Raw genomic sequence first — 17,826 nt, 5'->3', positions numbered from 1 at the left:
CCCCGCATCCGTTTAGGATGAAGGGGGATTTCTTATACAGTCGAGACGATCTATTAAAATTTATCATGGAGTTTAAGGATATCTAGCAACATTTCATCCCTATATTTTAATAAGGATTCCCGATCATTTCCAATTTCTTTTGGTCTGTTTTTAAGCGATTCTGCGACCATTTTCGGAATTTTCTCCTTGGCTTCTTCGGGAATTTCAGTCCATGTAGCAAGGTCTTCTAACCAGCTTTCTAACGATGGACCGATATGTTTGAGGACAGCTTCAATTCCACCTTCTCCTCCGCCTAGTTCAAAGACAAGACCCGGTCCCATAATTCCCCAACGAATGCCTGGTCCAAAGGTAACTGCCTTATCAGCATCTTCCATCGATACTGCACCGTCTAAGACCATCGAGATAAGCTCTCTAAAAACAGTCGCTTGAATTCTGTTAGAAACAAAACCTTTTAATTCTTTATTCAATACAATCGGTTCTTTATTAGAAGACTTAAAGATTTCTTTAGCCACTTCAATCGCCTGATCACTCGATTTTTCGCCTTTAGCCAATTCAATTAGCGGAATCAAGTGCGGGGGATTATAAGGGTGTGCTCCGATAATTCGATCGGGTTTTTCAGCAAATTTAGCGATTTCTGAAATAAGCAAGCCAGAGGTTGAAGAACCCATTACTGCTTTTTCTGGTGCATATTTTTCAAAGTCTTTAATAAATCCTTGTTTTATTTCATAATCTTCAGGTAAACACTCTTGAACATAATTAACATCTGCTAGCGCTTCTTCTAAGTTTCCTGTATAAGAGATTCTGCTTAAAATTCTATCTCTTTCTTCTGATGTAAAAACATTTTGAGTAACTAGGGTATTTAAAGCATTATCAATATATTTTTTTACTTTTTCTTCTTCTTCTTCCCATTTGTTATAAGAAACTACATTATATCCTCCAATAGCAAAAACAATGGGGAAAGAACTACCTATCACACCACCAGCAATAACGGTAATCTTTTTATCCATATAAAACGCTCCTTTAAATACAAAAACCAACCCTATAACTGATTTCATTAACTAGTGATAAACAAGACTATGTTCCATATCGTTTTAACGAACAACCCCATTGAATGTCATTAGTTATCTCCTATCCTTTTCTTGAAGCCCCCTTCCTAAAGCAATTCATTAAAGCAACGAACTGTCAATCTATACACATTCAATTTATTGGTCTTCGTTAACAAATTTATCTTAGAATAAAAATAGAAGTCTTTCAAGAATTCTGAATTCGTTGTTTTTTAATATCATACAATTCAAAACACCCGTCTTTTAAGGGTGTTTTGAAAGCATTTTTACTGTCAATTACAATCCATATAAACTATCTTTATTTTTAATGACCATTTAAATTATAAGGAGACAGTCTGTTGAAGATCAAAAAGGTTAAAAAAATCTATTGTATCCATTTTTCCTTCTTATTCATCCACTTGTATCCTACTTCAAGAGAACATTAACCTACTCATCGTTTTTCGACTATGTGATAGGTAGTGGAGTAATTTTTTAACTATTATATGGACCCACAATGGCTAATTGTTGACCTGGCTTGATTTTTAGAGTCACTCCGTTAATGATCGAATAATCTTTGTAACTAAAGTGGACATCTTCTAATTCGATCGGACTTGATAAATATGTCTTGTCTTTTAGATGATCTTCTGTTTTTTGTTCCAAAATATGAACAATTTTGCTTAGAGAACCTTTCATTCTTGAATAATCTGAAATCTGTTCGAAAAATGCCCCGATTAGGTTTAATAATTGAAGTTTTTAACTAATTAATGGAATTCTTATTTCATTCGTTTTTTATTTTTTAATTAGGTTAAAAAGACGATATTGCTATCTCTTTAGCTTTGTCTGTGAATTTGTTTATTCTACAAACAGGGATTTGTTAAAGAATTTTATCTCTCTCCTAAATTAAACATTATTTTCTAAAAATGGTTGAACCAGATCCAACCACTCTAAAGGAAGATAAACTGATAGGTAACCATGACCATAACCTTTTACTTGGTATAGCGTACAATTGGAATGCATTTTTCGAAATAGCTTGGCTGAATCCTTGACACAGTTCATTTCTTTTTCACCATAAATATATAAAACCTGTGCTTTACTTTCTATAATAGATCTTTTTAGTTTATATCCTCCCATATATGTTCGGTACATTGTAATTAATGTTTTCATGGGAAGTCTTGGCATATCTTCCATATAATAGTTTTCTAGTTCTGCTGGGTAAGCCATATTTGGATACATTTTTTTCATTAAACTAAGTTGAACTTTACTAGCTAATTTACTAAACATAAGTTTACCAAAAAGTTTTACAATTATCGTACTAACTCTTGCTAATTTTGGCTGAGGAATGCAAAGACTTCCATCTATGATTGCTTTCTGTGCTATTTCATTGTCTAATGATAATAACTCCATAACAATTTGCCCACCCAAAGAAACACCACCTACAGCATACAATTCTCCATCACAATTACTTTTTATATAATCCATAATTTGCTGTGCAAAATTTTCAGTCGAGATATAATCTTTCTGATATTCTTCTCCATGACCATCAAGTGTGGGTAAAATGACATGGTAGTTTTCGGATAACATACGCGCTTGGCGAAGATAATTCCACCAAGAATTACCTCCACCATGCACCAATAATATATGTGGACACTTTCGATCGCCAAATTCATGAAATTTCATATTTCAGTACCCTCTTTACTTCTATTTTGTAGGAAGTATATCATTTAGATTTTAAACTAAATCTTATTAAATTAGTAGAGACTTTCACCTTATTTTCTCCTTCTACCGTTTTAATTAATATAATTTTATAAGTGTGTCAGCCAATCGATAGAATATAAAATTCCTTCTTGTATTAGCCAAGTAAACACAAAAGTAGAAACAGCTTTTGTTGGGATAAAAATTAAAATAAACTTTTTAAAAGACAAAGAAGTCAGCCCAGCAATCATACATAGAATATCATCAGGCGCGGCTGGTAAGAAGAATAATGTTCCTAATATCCAAGCAAAACGATTAACATTTGATGTCCAAGCCATATATCTCTTATAACACTTTTCCGAAATAAAGCAGAGTATAAAAAATTTTCCGTACTTACGTGCCAGAAAGAAAGCAATAATCGATCCAATGGTAATCCCTATATAATTATAAATAAAACCAATTAAAGTTCCAAAGACAAAATTTCCTGCTACTGAAGTCATCCCACCTGGTATGATGGGAATAACTACTTGAAAAATTTGTACTCCAATGAAGAAGAGCGGCCCCCAAAAACCTAATTGACGGAGGTGAACGGTAAACATTCCACCTTGATTTTCAGGCTTAAAATACGTGCCACAAGAAATAAAATAAATAATAATCATTGAAAGAATTAAACCGACAAGGGTTATTATCTGAACTATTTTCCGATACTTTTTTACCCGTGAGCGTAAATCTAACTCTAGCATAAATAATAAACCCCATTTCATCTATAATTATTATATGATCCAACTGATTACTTAAACCTAGTATAGAGTCCTAATGTGATAAGAAAGTGATAATGTTTGTATTCGCTTAAATTATTTAGGGAGATTTGAATTTAATTAAAAGACTTAAAATTAATTAAAATAGGTTAATTTCTCAATTTCTACGGAAAACTTTTCTTCTTTAAACCTTTATTATTCCAGTTTTTTTACCCTCTTCTTAGACAAAATAAAAGATGTGCTAGAAAACCATGCGGATGTCTAGCACATCTTTATAATGTTAAACTTAGATCGTTCTAATTAAATCAATAATGGGTCTATCTAAAATTCTTTTTAATGAGAGGTAATAGATAAGTATATTAATTAGATAGATAACCAAAGAAAATCCTAAAAATAGTAAATAGTAATAGTTATTAATCAGAACCCCCAGACTTAGAGTGGAGGATAACAATGAAATACTAATCATAACGCCAAGCGTCACAAAAATTGAAAGCATAAACGATTTTATTTGTTCGAAGAAAAATTCCTTTAGATAGAGTTTTTTTAATTCTTTTGAATCCATTCCACAAGAATAAAACATGCCAATTTCTTTTTTCCTATTCATTAAACTCATATTAATGGATGAATAGCCATTGGTTAAATTTAAGATAACTATAATCAAACCTATCGCCACAATAATTTTTATTAAGGAGTTTAGACTCTGAGCTCGATTTTTTTTGACTTCTTCTCCTGAGATTATCTCGTATTGGTCATCATAAGCTACCTGCTGATTAATCTTCGCTTCAATATAATGCTTCACATCATTCACTTCTGCTTCAGCGACATTTATTTTTAATTTATAGGGATAGCGAGCGACTTCCGAATTAGCATCCTCCATCAAGCGATGATAATTAGCAAAATCAGTATAAAGCTTAACTTGAAAGGGCAGCGTCCGCGACTCATACATACCAGGATCATTAATGGTGGTAGCGATTTTAATTTTTGACCGATAGTTTTCACCAATGAATATATCCATTTTTTCAACATTTTTGAAATAAGGGATTTTTTTTGCCTTGGCAATTGGTGTTTGAGGATCCTCTTGAACCCGATTATCTAAAATGAATTGCCCCTTCTCTCCTCCCATCTTTTTTAAATCTTTTTCTTCTAAAGCAATCAAGAAGCCTTCAAGATAATCTGATTCCATTTTTTCTAGTTCTTGTTTTAGTTTTTTGCCTAAACCAACTTCCTCTGCCTGGTTGGATAAGGCTAAATTATTTTCAATAGATAAGTACTTCGCTTTCGAAATATACCCTTTATTATGCGGTATTTCTTTTAAGATATCTTTTAAGACTACAGGAATTTCATTATCTTTACTATAATAATCAACGATAATATTATACCCTTCATCAAAGTAGCCAAAATTAGTATAATAACGCGAAATTGACACAACCAAAAGGAATAAAGAAATGATTATAATACCTATAGCTGAAATATATGTCTGCGATTTTATACTTGCTAGGTTATTCAATCTTAGCTCTTGCCAAAGATTATCAGCTTTTTTTTTACTTGTTTTACCCAAGCTAATATTACCCTTTATTCCGTCAATAATACTGATTTGAGTGATTTTTCTTGTTGGAGTTATGACTGCAAATAAGACCACTGAAAAAGTAATCAATAAGATGACCAGACTTAAAAGAGGATTAATTTGGATTAATTCTATTTTTGTCACTTCTTGTGCTTTTTGAATATTAATAAATAAATCAGATAAGATTGCAAATCCCAGGAAATGCCCAATTAAAATTGGGATGATAGATAGCCAAATAGCTTCCTTCACTAACAGCTTATATATTTGTAAATTGGTAGTTCCAATCGACTTATACACTGAAAGCTCTTTTATTTTTCTAAGTCCCCATACCCAGAATATATTTTTGATGAAAAAGATAAATAGAGCTAAACAGACAATTAAGGAAAAAATGATCATAGCTTTTGACATAAATTGTTGTATCGGATCATTTTCAACCCCGAAATATGCAATTAGTCTTTCATTAAACTCTAAATCTAGAGTGCGATCTAATGTTTGACTCATTTGTTCTTGTAGAGTCTCTCTATTTTTATAAGCCTCTTCAAAAGAATCAAATTTAATTGAAGCTTGCAGTGGTTGATCACTAATGGCATAGGTCAATGCATAGGTAATTTTACTATATTTATTATAGACATCTTCATAAACACCTACGATTTCATACTCTTTAGTATTTATTACATTAAATGTTTCTTCATTAGTTACCGTACTTAACGGACCTACTTCTTTTTGATTAACCACTCGACTACCCAGTTTAATTGATAGTCTATTCCCTAATTTAAGCTGATGCTTATCAATAAAGGATTTGGAAAGGACTATTTGTGAATCATTTTCAGGAAAGTGTCCTTCAATCATCTCTGAATAGCTTCGCATTTGATTGATTGATTCATCTTGATAACTGATAGCTAAAATATCCTTTTCATATAAGCCTGAATCTGGTTGAACTGATGTTCCACCAGCTAATTTTACTGTTTCTATCGATTGAAGTTGCTTAATTTCTTGACTGTTTAATTCTTGTTTAATCACAGCATCGGCGTAATTCTGAGCCATAGTAGACTTATAATGAATTAAGAGATTGTTGTAGCCATAATAGATGACCACCGAAAAAAATAGACTCACAATAAACAGCGAAATAAAAATAGGGAAATTTCTTTTATTCATTGCGCTCATCCCCCTCAATTTTACCATCGACAACTGTAATCACTCTATTGGTTTGAAGAGCGATTTCCTCATCATGGGTAATGACTATGATCGTTTGTTTTAAACTTTTGTTAAAGAATTTTAAAATATCGATAATCTCTTGCGAATTTTTACGGTCTAAATTACCTGTTGGTTCATCTGCAAGTATAATCGAAGGTTTATAAATTAAGCTTCTAGCAATAGCCACTCTTTGTTGCTGGCCACCTGAGAGCTCACTAGGGAAACTGTCTAACTTATTTTCAATCCCCAATTTTTGAACTATATCCTTAAACCCCCCCTTGTCAATTGCTTTTCCGTCTAATTTTAAGGGGAGTTCTATATTATGTCTGACTGAAATATTGGGTATGAGATTATAAAACTGATAGATTAAACCAACTTTTCTCCGTCTGAACAAGGCTAATTCTTTCGCGCTGTAATTAGCGATATCATTTCCCTCTATATAAACTTTGCCCTCACTTGGAAAATCGACGCCACCCACAATATGGAGTAAAGTAGACTTGCCTGAACCACTAGGACCAACTATCGCCACAAATTCTCCTTTGTCAATGGTTAGATTGACCCCTTTTAAAGCTTGAACAAGATTATCTCCATTTCCGTATTCTTTTTTCAAGTTTTCTACTTTTAAGATCTCCATAATAGCCTCCTATTAGTTAGTAAATTAATAATAGTCTGGCAATGTGATAATTAGGTGACATTATAGAATTTAATTTCAAATTTTGCCCCATTCTCAACATTTGAGACATTTATTTCTCCTTTATTCTTTTCAACGATACTCTTAGCCATGGCCAATCCAATTCCAAACCCATTGGAATCAGGGGTCTTATAAAATCTTCTAAAGATTTTTTTCAAGTTCTCTCTAGCTATCCCACCGCCATTATCTTGAATAGTAAGCGAGGTAAATAAAGGATTTCTCCTTGAATCAATCTTTATATGATTACATAGGGGACGATTATAGGCATTTTTTAAAATATTCGTCACGGCTTCAGCCAGCCAGTAAAAATCACCCTCTATAAAGAGAGTTTCGAGAGAATCACTCACTTCAAAATGAACATTCCTTCTAAAATCAACTGTTTCTGAAGCATATTCCACTAATTCTGCTAAATTTATCCTTTCTTTTTTCATGAGGTCTTCTTTTGCATCCAGACTCGAAAGCTTTAATAAAATATCTGAAAGTGTATTCAGTCTTAACAATTGTCTTTTTAAAATTAAAAGTTCCGACTTACTGGCTTCTTGGACTTCTATGGTTTCCAAAGAAAACTGCATACTTGTTATAGGTGTTTTAATTTGATGGGCAATATCTTCAAGGTATTCTATCTGCCTTTGAGCGTTATCGACAGTCTGTTCCCGAGCTTCTACTAAAGCAATAAATAACTTGTAAAGACCATCTTCTAACAGCGAAAAATCATCTTGCTTCATAGGGATGGTATAATTTTTTTTGTTCATATTTTCGATTAATTGAAGCAATTCATTGATTCTTTGCTTCTTTCTATATTCAAGCCAATAATATAAGCTTAGTAGACTGAAAATCCAAAGTATATATATCATTTAATCCATCCTATATCCTATGCCTCTAATTGTAGTAATTACATCCTTATCAAGCTTTTCTCTGATTCTCTTAATGGTCGATGTCAATGTATTGTCATTAACGTATTTATCCCTATCCTCCCAAAACATTTGCATCAGATGACTTCTTGTATAAACCCTGTGTGGATTTTTTAAAAACAATAGAAGAATCTCGTATTCAAGCGCTGTTAGATTAACGGACTGGTGATGATAATGAACTTGCGATCTTGTAAGGTCAATTTCAATGTCTTTGTATGCTAAAGTTTTATTTTCCGTCAAAGGAATCGTTCTTAAAACGGCATCCAGTCTTGCCCGAAGTATCGCTAAAGAAAAAGGCTTAATCAAGTAATCATCCGCCCCACTATCTAGCGATCGTATAATAAAATCCTCATCATTCTTCACACTTGTAATAATGACACGAATATCTTTAACTTTTAACTGTTCAATTAAATGATGCCCCTCTTTGTCTGGTAAGTTGATATCTAATAAAGCAACATCATAAGTAATATTTATTTTTTCTAAAGCTTCATAATAGGAATGAGCGATGTCTGCAAGATAATCATGGCTCAGTATATAATTTTGAATTTGATTTGCTATTTCTATATTGTCTTCAATAATCAAGACTTTATTCACTGCTAAATCCCCCCATCTTTTCATAAATAATTATACAAATTATAAATCATAAAGACACCCTATCTTTTTAGAATGAAATAACCCTCAAAAATTAGATTTGGATCTAACTTTTGAGGGAATTATAAGATAGAAATCCTTTCAATTCTCAACATAATCTGCTCCTTCAGTTATTTAAGTATATCTTTAGTAAAATTATAGAAGTAACTAACTTTTTGAATATTTGTATGAAGTGTGTTCAACTCTAATTAAATCGAAGGTTTAATATCATTTATAAAAAATCTCCAATCGTAATCGTATATAGAGGAAGTAGGTACAATTTATCAATTAAATATATTATGATCTTCTTATAATAACTGCATTCCTAATTACAAATAATCGTGGAAAAGAAGATATTAATAGAAATTCTTACGACAGTGAAACACAATTCCTTTTTAAAAAAAATTAAAATCAGGAGGTTGATGACAAAGACCCACGTATCTCGACAAAAATAACGTCCTGCGGTTGCTTCCCTGGCATTTTAGCTGAACGGTACAATGCAAGGAATCAATAGTATCAACACAATCGATTGCTCATCAAAAATGCGTGGATATGATGAGCTAAGAGATGAAATACTGGTCTAACAATTACCATTTTATGGTATAGGTTGTACAATTAATTTGACTCTATCTATGGTAACTCATAGACAAAGAATTAACATTAAAACAATTACTAGATAAAATAATAACTTTAGGAAAGGAATTACTAAATATGGTTGAGTTAACTTATGGAATATTAGAATATACTAAAGCATATAATATTGAAGATTCTAGTAAAATTTATCGCATTATAGAAAGATAGGACAATTCCTTTATCCTTATCAATCAATTTGGAGAAATCTTTATAGCAGACAACAACGATTCAAATGAAGAATATGATGTTGACGATTATATTCGAATTGCTGTAAAAGAAAAAAGGTATATTTAAAAAAATTATGCAAAAGGTCTTCTTAAATAAATAGAGCTATTAGCTCTATCAAAAAAACTTTTCTTATAACTCTGATGAACAATTACTCGTTGCAAACGTTGATAAAATTTTCCCTTTAATTTCTGCAGATCAAAAATTTACTCTCTCTTAAGTTGAGAGATATTTATTAACTTTTAATTGTATGGCAGAAGATATTAGATTAACCCTTTCAAAAAAAAGATTTTATTGAAAAATCTAAAACGATTAAATCTTAACTATTAGAAAAATTCCCCAATATCAAGATTTATGAATCTTCTGTTTTTATAAATAATAAGATAAATGTCATTTTCATTTTTTATTTTTTATTTTCTTCAGATAAAACTGTCGTATCTAATTCATTATGACCTGTCAGTCTACATAAAGCATTGATCTGTCTTTGCATCTTTTTTGTTGTTTTTTGTTATCTGATAAATCTAATATTCCTAAAATCAGACTTACATAAAATAAGCCTACTAATATATATGGAAAAGCTATACATTACCTCCAAAATAATTTATTTATATGAATTTTATAATAAGAATTTTAATTTTCAATTAGAATTTGTATCATATGAGTAATCGTTAAAAAGGCAGTAATTCCGATTGGTTAAAAAAAGCTTGATCTGAATTTATTTTTACAGAGATATCGTAATTAAGATAATTATCTTGCTTAAAATTATCGATAACTTCTTTTTCGAATATAGACATTGATGATTTTGATAACAAAAATAGGAGGGTAATTCCTTCCTAGACTTTTTTAAGTTTGACTTATAGAAGTGAGAAAAAATCAACTTTAAATGATCCATAAATTAGTAAAGCTAAACAATCGAGAAATCCCTAACCAAAAAAATTTTAAATACTAACATCGCAAATGATAAATTCGAAAGTATAAATTCATTTCTCTATTTCTTGATTAATGGCAATATTTCATCATTCAGCTAAGTCAGTCACTCATTTTAGATTTTTAACTATTAAATCGGATTACCTGTTTATATGATCATACAAACACTTTTGTAACTCATCGCTAATAAGACCTAACTGATCTAATTCAATGTATATTACCATACAAAATGAACGAAAAGCTGACCATTGGTAATATTCTTTATTATTTTTTCGGGGGAACTTTTCTCGGTTAATCCACACTTTTAATTTATCCTCGTGTAAAATGTTATGAACAAATAATTCTTTAATAATATAGGCTAGACGGTCCTCTTCATCATCTACCGGTTTTATTTCTATCTTTCTAAAGTAGTTCATAATCGCTCTCCAGATAGCTTACAGATTCGTTTTATTAAATAAGGGGTGTTTAACGATTGCAACCATTAGATCTGCAGCATGCACAAAGGTGTGAACCCACCCAAAACGATCAGCATATCCCGAAAAATCCAACTCTTTGTAAAAGTAAGTCAAGGTATCATTTTCAATTTTTTTAAACGCTTCTTTGTCTAAAAGTTTATAGTATATTGAGCCTTTTTCATTGTCGTATGTAACAATTAAGGAGAGAAGTAATAAGGAAAAAGAGCGTTTTAAAGTAGCTTCCCCTTTTTTATCAATTTCAAATAAAATAAAATCTTTCTCTAACAATTGGTCAATCATATACCTAATTTGATCTATTGAAAATAATTCTTTTGCCATTCCTCTGACAAAAGTCCTATAGATTAATTTATCTCTAATTTCTGAGTTAGGATGACCTCTATTATTAATTAACCATTTTATTTCATCCAAATTATAGTTTTGTGAATTAAACTTCATCTTCTCTAATAACTGTTCTTTCATTACTGAGCTCCTTTTATAAGCTATACTCCTTATATTTTGTAGAGGTAAAGTTTAAATGAATTAGATTTTATAAAGACACACTAAATTTTTAGAAGGAAACATTCTCAATTCTCAAAACTTATGTATTTTACTCTAGGTAAATATAACTCTTTAACACGGCTTCCCATTTTATAAATAAATAACTTCATCAAATAGGTTTAAGTAATCAGGATTCGTATTATGACTGACTAATATGATTGTTTTATCTAATTGCACTAATTTTTTAGTGAGATCGATTTCGAGTTCAGAATTCATCGCGGAAAATGGTTCATCCATTAATAAAATAGGCATTTGAGAAAGTATAGCTCTTTGCAATTTGATCATTTGTTTCTGTCCACCGCTAAGTTGACTACAATTATCACTCTTTAAAATTTTATTTTTGTGCTTTTCAGGTAAACTAATTTCTTCTTTTATTGTAAAACTATCAAATAGTGTGACATTATTAGCATAATTATCCGAAAAAACATTAGAAAACTGACTATTATAAAAAATAATTTCTCTTAATTGACGATAAGACAATTCTCTATTATCAATCAATATTTTTCCGTCCAAAGGTTGGAGATTACCAAATAGTATATTGAGTCAAGTGGACTTTCCTTTTCCACTCTCTCCAACTATTAAATACTTCATGTCTTTTTTTAATTTCATGTCTTAAAAAAAGCGAATGGATTCATTCATTTCCAATCGCCATGTGTTTTATTATGTTTTTACCTTGCTTATCAAGTAGGGCTTCTTATCCTATCCATCTTTCCTTTCTGATTTTTGGTACAAAGAAGACGATAGATTTTAATTTCTATCGTCCTTTTACGATAATTACCCTACTTAAGTTTATATGTTTTTATCTATCAACTTTTGATTTGCTGCTAATAACTCTTCATAATAATCATTATATGCTGGACTAAACTTTTTCATCAAAGGAATAGCTTTTTCATAATAACCTGAATCTTGCATATGCTTCTTCATTTTTTCTTGAATACGATATATTGGGTTATTTAGATAAACACTACTTTCCTTAAAAGACTGATATCTTTCTAACATTTCTTTGTTTTCCTCTAACCATTCGTCTGCATTATAAATAGCCTTTGTTTTTTCCTCATTTACCTCTTCAATGTCTGTTAGTGAAATGGTTTTTGATGCTTGGTCTATTGCTATCTTCTCATCTTCATCTAACTCAAAGTCAGGCATAGTATCTAAAAATTCAATATAGTCTTCATAATATTTTATCTTATCCTCTTTCAACGTATCTGTTAAAAAAGCTTTGTATGATAAAAAGAAAATTTGACCAATATATCCAGGAAATGCTCTTACTAACTTAGAATAAATCGATTCCTGTTGATCGATTAAAATCAATTGTTCTTTTACAGTGTTTATATCTAATCCCTCAAGGAGTAGTTTCAATATTTCAACTCTTTTATTATCTAATTGTGATTTTATTTCTCTATCTCGAATGATAGTGGCTAACGATGACTTATTGGGTTCTTGTAAAATACCTTCAATTTCCTCTATTGAGCAACCTAATTTTCGATAAATAGATATTTTCTTCAGAATATCAACCTCTTCATCAGTGTAAATCCTGTAATTATTCGACTCTCTTTCTGGACTAATAAATCCTTTTTCTTCATAATATTCTATGGCTTTACGTGTTAGACCTGTTTTTTCTCTCACTTCATTCATCAACATAGTACATACCTCCTTTTAAATCAAATATATCAGCCCCCCTAAGGGACAGGTCAAGAGATATTTAATAATTTGAAATAAGAGATCTGTGGTTTCTTTAATTAGAAGTTCTGATAGTTTTTTCAGTCCTTATTCTTTTATTATTAGAAATAAAATAGTGATGCAATGATCGATACTTTGAATAAAAAGAGGTTATTTTCTCTTGTTCTTTTTCAAAAAGCTGGTTATCAAATCTTTTAAAAATAAAGTACCATAAAGTTCACTATCTAACCCCATGGTGCCTTATTTTAATGGATTAACTTCGCATCCCCTGATAGGATCCTCTTCTTTCAAGCTCTTGATCAATAGCGTTTAAGACCTCCCACTTCTTCAGTGACCATTGAGGTCCAATCAATCGCTCACGCGGTGCATCGCCGGTTAATCGGTGAATAATAATATCCTGAGGGACATACTCCAATTGGTCACAGATTAATTGCACATATTCCTCCTGTGTCATAAATTTTAATCGCCCCGTCTGATAATCTTGGACCATTTTTGTCCCTTCCATCAAATACAAGAGATGAAGCTTTAAGCCTTGAATATCAGATTCCTTAACAACTCGCTTCAAACTCTCCATCATCATGGCGTAGTCTTCACCAGGCAAGCCATTAATTAAATGGGTACACACAGGAATATGATGTTTTCTCAACTTGGCAACACCATCTAAGTAGCATTGGTAATCGTGTCCCCTATTTATATGGACGCTGGTCTGGTCATGAACAGTTTGCAGTCCTAATTCTACCCACATATAATACTTTTGATTCAATTCTGCCAAGTATTCAACCACATCATCAGGCAAGCAATCTGGACGCGTCGCTATCATTATGCCTACCACACCCTCTTCATGAATGACTTGTTCAAACCGCGCTTTTAAAACATGTAGGGGAGCATGCGTATTGGTAAAGTTTTGAAAATAAGCGATGTATTTTTGAACTTTAGGCCATTTTTTGTGCATTTGCTGGATCCCTTTTCCTAATTGAATAGGTAGCGGATCCAACCGACTTTGAGCAAAGTCGCCCGAACCAGATTCCGAACAAAAAGTACAACCGCCAAAGGCAACTGTACCATCACGATTAGGACAAGTAAAGCCACCGTCCAGTGAGACTTTAAAGACCTTTTCGCCAAAATGATCCTTTAAATGCTTATTCCACGTTTGATAACGTTTTTTATTTCCATTCATCTTTTTCATTCCTAACTTTTCATTTAAAAAAGACTGTCATGATGAATTCATGATCAGTCTAAGTATTTTATTTCGATTTGACATAAGTAATTCCGTTAGCTGCAGGCCCTCTGGACTGACCAACCACTCCGACCAGGACAATAATTGTCACTAAGTAAGGTGCAATCTGTAAGTAAACAGATGGAATACTCTCAATATAAGGAATACGTGACCCTAAAACTGCTAGGGATTGGGCAAAGCCGAAGAAAATAGCCGCTCCCATTGCGCCAAGCGGATTATATTTACCGAAAATCATGGCCGCCATCGCCATAAACCCTTGCCCGGCAACCGTCGAAAGTGAGAAGTTCAAGGTAATGGTATTCGCTAGAACACCCCCACCTAAACCACCAAAAAAGCCTGAAAGTAAAACTCCGGCATACTTCATGCCATAAACATTGACACCTAGTGTGTCCGCTGCTTGAGGGTGTTCGCCGACTGAGCGTAACCTTAAGCCAAAAGGTGTTTTGAATAAAACGAACCAAGCGATACCCGCTAGTAAAATACCAGCATAAGCGGGGGCTGAAGTAGCTTTAAAGAAAATCGGTCCAATAAAAGGAATATCCGATAAAATGGGGAAAGTCGCATAACCAAAGGACTCTCTAATGGAAGGTGTTTCACCTTTACCATCAAATAATACTCTAACTAGAAAGACACCCAAAGCTGGCGCGATCAAGTTGATAACGGTTCCTGAAATGATATGGTCAGATCTTAAATGGACAGTGGCCAATGCATGGATAGCTGAAAGGAGGATACCTGCCAGACCTCCTGCTATCAAGGCCAACCAAGGGGTCAGATCGCCAAATTGATCCGCAAAATTTAAGTTAAAAACAACTGAAGCTAAGGCACCAATAACCATGATTCCTTCTAGCCCCACGTTAACAACCCCAGAACGTTCTGAAAAAACACCACCAATGGCTGTAAAAATTAGAGGAGCTGAATAAACAAGGGTTGAAGAAACGATAAGTGTTAGCAGATTAACTGACATTAGACTTCGCCTCCTTCTGAATTAGCTTTAGTGGCTATACTTTGTTTTTGTGGGAATAATTTATCTTTAAAATAAGTAATAATAAAGTTCGCTCCAATAAAGAAGATGATAATACCCATGACAATATCTACGATTTCGGAAGGAATTTTAGCAAATAACGCCATGGTCGATGCCCCTGTTTCTAAAGCACCAAAGAGAATAGCTGAGAAGATAATACCGATTGGATTATTAATTCCTAGTAAAGCGACAGCCATTCCGTTAAAACCAATAGCCGGTGCCACACCATTTTGAAGGTTAATGAATCCAAATTCACCCAAGCCATTCATTACGCCCCCTAAACCAGCTAAGGCACCAGAGATGAGCATGGCAAGCACAATGTTTTTCTTGTCAGACATTCCGGCATATTTAGAAGCATAACGGTTGAGACCCACTGAGGTTAATTCAAAACCAGTCGTCGTGCGTGACATTAAGATGCCAATGATTACCGCAGCAATCACTGCTAGGAAAATCCCACCATGTAGGGTGGAGTTTTTAGTTAATTGACTGAGCCATTCCATTCTTAGGCTGGCATTTTGACCAATTGAAGGCGTTCTATCTGCTCGATCGGTTAAGACATAGCGAATTAAATAATCGACAAAATAAATAGAGATATAATTTAACATGATGGTTACGATGACTTCGCTGGTGCCAAAATAGGCTTTTAAAACGCCGGCGATAGCTGCCCACAAGGCTCCGGCTAATGCTCCAGCGATAATAGCCAAAGGAATGACTAGCCAAGCAGGTGATTCGGGCATCATCAAGGCCACCCCTACGGATACAAACCAACCCCATAGGGCTTGACCCGAAAGACCAATATTAAACGATCCAGCCGTATAAGCCACCGCAAAACCCAGTCCAGTAAAAATTAAAGGAGCTGCTGCTCGGAAGGTTTGACCGATGGAAAACGGATTACCAAAAGCTCCTGTAATTAAAAATTTGTAACCTGTCACTGGATCATAACCAAAGGCCAACATTAAAAGGGCTCCAAAAACCAAACCAATAATGACCGAGGCTACGGAAGTAAATATTTTAGTTAATCTTGACATTAGTTACCTTCACTCCCTTCTTTCTTATTACGATTAGCCATTACTTCTTCAAAAGGCGTCCCGGCCATTAATAACCCTAATTCTTCTTCATTAGTTTCAGCAGCCGGGATATCGGCTACAATCTTACCATCAAACATAACTAATATACGGTCAGATAAGTTCATTATTTCATCCAACTCAAAACTCATTAGCAGAACTGCCTTGTTTTTATCACGTTCATTGATTAATGCTTGGTGAACAAATTCAATAGCCCCTACATCCAACCCACGTGTAGGATTCGCTGCAATTAAAATATCGGGATGCATCTCCAATTCACGCGCAATAATCGCTTTTTGTTGATTTCCTCCTGAAAGCGAACGGGCATTGACCTTTTCGGAGACCGTTCGGACATCATATTTTTTAATTAGTTCTTTTGCCCGCTTTTCTATTTCTTTAAAGTTCAAGAAATTAGACTTTGAAAAGGGCGAATGATAATAATCTTTCAATACAATATTGTCTTCTAATTTTCGATCGAGAATTAAACCGTATTTGTGACGGTCTTCAGGAATATGAGCCAGACCTTTTTGCGCAATTTGACGCGTTGTATAGTGGGTAATATTCTCACCATTTAAGTAAATCTCACCTGAGTTAGGTGGGATTAAACCAGTGATGGACAGAACTAATTCAGATTGCCCATTACCATCTATCCCTGCAATCCCAACAATTTCACCGTGTTTCACTTCAAATGAGAGCTTGTCTACAGCTACGATGCCTCGATGATCTTCAATATGGATATTTTGAACTGACAAAGCTACATCGGTCGGGTGTGCTAATTTCTTTTCGGTTTTAAAGTTAACGTTTCTTCCTACCATCATATTCGCTAAATCCACCGTTGAAGTTTCAGCCACATCAACGGTTTGAATTGACTCTCCTCGGCGAATAACAGTACAACGGTCAGCCACTTGCTTAATCTCTTTTAACTTGTGCGTAATAATAATTATAGACTTGCCTTCATTAGACAATTTATGCATTGTTTCCATTAGCTCGTCAATCTCTTGCGGTGTTAAAGAAGCCGTCGGCTCATCAAAAATTAAAATATCTGCACCACGGTAAAGGGTCTTTAGAATTTCCACTCGTTGTTGCATACCCACTGAAATATCTTCAATCTTAGCATCAGGGTCTACTGACAAACCATATTTTTTAGAAAGCTCAACAATTTTTTCGCGTGCTTGAGCCTTATCCACCACCAGTCCCTTGGTCGGTTCTTCACCTAGAATAATGTTTTCAACTACGGTGAAGGCTTGAATCAACATAAAATGCTGGTGCACCATGCCGATTCCTAACTCGACTGCTCTTTTTGGAGATCCGATTGTCACAGCCTTACCGTTCATATAAATCTGACCGGAGCTAGGTTCTAGTAAACCGGATAAGATATTCATTAAAGTTGATTTACCTGCCCCGTTCTCACCAAGTAAGGCATGAATTTCTCCTTTTTTAAGTTCTAAATTAATCTTTTTATTTGCAAAAAAATTGCCAAACTTCTTGGAAATATCTCGCATTTCGATAACAGCATGATCCATGTTGATCGAAACTCCTTTCT

General features: G+C 33.3%; 16 protein-coding genes. All 16 read right to left on the bottom strand.

Going from position 1 to position 17,826, the window contains the following annotated elements; all coding sequences use genetic code 11:
• Positions 1-53: 53 nt before the first annotated feature.
• Complete coding sequence (locus ACQV2O_RS00875) at positions 54-1,007, bottom strand: 3-hydroxyacyl-CoA dehydrogenase family protein (protein ID WP_428874704.1); 954 nt, start codon at positions 1,005-1,007, stop codon at positions 54-56.
• Positions 1,008-1,535: 528 nt separating this feature from the next.
• Positions 1,536-1,703 (bottom strand): hypothetical protein, encoded by a 168-nt coding sequence (locus tag ACQV2O_RS00870; protein ID WP_428874703.1) that lies wholly within the window; start codon positions 1,701-1,703, stop codon positions 1,536-1,538.
• Between the two features lie 240 nt (positions 1,704-1,943).
• Positions 1,944-2,720 (bottom strand): alpha/beta fold hydrolase, encoded by a 777-nt coding sequence (locus tag ACQV2O_RS00865; protein ID WP_428874702.1) that lies wholly within the window; start codon positions 2,718-2,720, stop codon positions 1,944-1,946.
• A 125-nt stretch (positions 2,721-2,845) separates the two neighbouring features.
• Positions 2,846-3,478 (bottom strand): TVP38/TMEM64 family protein, encoded by a 633-nt coding sequence (locus tag ACQV2O_RS00860; RefSeq protein ID WP_428874701.1) that lies wholly within the window; start codon positions 3,476-3,478, stop codon positions 2,846-2,848.
• Positions 3,479-3,779: 301 nt separating this feature from the next.
• Positions 3,780-6,212, bottom strand: a complete 2,433-nt coding sequence (locus tag ACQV2O_RS00855) for an FtsX-like permease family protein (RefSeq protein WP_428874700.1) — start codon at positions 6,210-6,212, stop codon at positions 3,780-3,782.
• Positions 6,205-6,885, bottom strand: a complete 681-nt coding sequence (locus ACQV2O_RS00850; RefSeq protein ID WP_090288724.1) for an ABC transporter ATP-binding protein — start codon at positions 6,883-6,885, stop codon at positions 6,205-6,207. Before ACQV2O_RS00850 ends, ACQV2O_RS00855 begins: the two co-directional genes overlap by 8 nt.
• A 50-nt stretch (positions 6,886-6,935) precedes the next feature.
• Positions 6,936-7,796, bottom strand: coding sequence for a sensor histidine kinase (locus ACQV2O_RS00845; RefSeq protein ID WP_428874699.1), 861 nt, complete (start codon positions 7,794-7,796; stop codon positions 6,936-6,938).
• Positions 7,797-8,447, bottom strand: coding sequence for a response regulator transcription factor (locus ACQV2O_RS00840; RefSeq protein ID WP_428874698.1), 651 nt, complete (start codon positions 8,445-8,447; stop codon positions 7,797-7,799).
• A 1,961-nt stretch (positions 8,448-10,408) separates the two neighbouring features.
• Positions 10,409-10,684, bottom strand: coding sequence for a hypothetical protein (locus ACQV2O_RS00835; RefSeq protein ID WP_428874697.1), 276 nt, complete (start codon positions 10,682-10,684; stop codon positions 10,409-10,411).
• An 18-nt stretch (positions 10,685-10,702) separates the two neighbouring features.
• Positions 10,703-11,203, bottom strand: a complete 501-nt coding sequence (locus ACQV2O_RS00830; RefSeq protein ID WP_428874696.1) for a DUF2785 domain-containing protein — start codon at positions 11,201-11,203, stop codon at positions 10,703-10,705.
• Between the two features lie 168 nt (positions 11,204-11,371).
• Complete coding sequence (locus tag ACQV2O_RS00825; RefSeq protein ID WP_428873837.1) at positions 11,372-11,818, bottom strand: ATP-binding cassette domain-containing protein; 447 nt, start codon at positions 11,816-11,818, stop codon at positions 11,372-11,374.
• A gap of 252 nt (positions 11,819-12,070) precedes the next feature.
• The gene (locus ACQV2O_RS00820; protein WP_428873773.1) at positions 12,071-12,922 is read right to left on the bottom strand and encodes a MerR family transcriptional regulator; all 852 of its coding nucleotides are present in this window, start codon (positions 12,920-12,922) and stop codon (positions 12,071-12,073) included.
• A gap of 292 nt (positions 12,923-13,214) precedes the next feature.
• Positions 13,215-14,138 carry a TIGR01212 family radical SAM protein gene (locus ACQV2O_RS00815; RefSeq protein ID WP_428874695.1) on the bottom strand — a complete coding sequence of 308 codons (924 nt, stop codon included), beginning with the start codon at positions 14,136-14,138 and terminating at the stop codon, positions 13,215-13,217.
• A 67-nt stretch (positions 14,139-14,205) separates the two neighbouring features.
• Positions 14,206-15,162, bottom strand: coding sequence for an ABC transporter permease (locus ACQV2O_RS00810; RefSeq protein WP_428873775.1), 957 nt, complete (start codon positions 15,160-15,162; stop codon positions 14,206-14,208).
• On the bottom strand, positions 15,162-16,247 hold the full coding sequence (locus ACQV2O_RS00805) for an ABC transporter permease (RefSeq protein ID WP_428873777.1): 1,086 nt from the start codon (positions 16,245-16,247) through the stop codon (positions 15,162-15,164). Before ACQV2O_RS00805 ends, ACQV2O_RS00810 begins: the two co-directional genes overlap by 1 nt.
• Entirely contained in the window at positions 16,247-17,806 is a 1,560-nt protein-coding gene (locus tag ACQV2O_RS00800) for an ABC transporter ATP-binding protein (protein ID WP_428873778.1), read from the bottom strand. The genes ACQV2O_RS00805 and ACQV2O_RS00800 overlap by 1 nt, the downstream gene beginning before the upstream one ends.
• Positions 17,807-17,826: the final 20 nt, after the last annotated feature.

The sequence above is a fragment of the Facklamia sp. P13055 genome (assembly GCF_050409445.1).
Classification (GTDB): domain Bacteria; phylum Bacillota; class Bacilli; order Lactobacillales; family Aerococcaceae; genus Facklamia.
The sequence above is the reverse complement of the archived record's forward strand: the minus strand, read 5'-3'. Positions and strand labels throughout refer to the sequence as shown.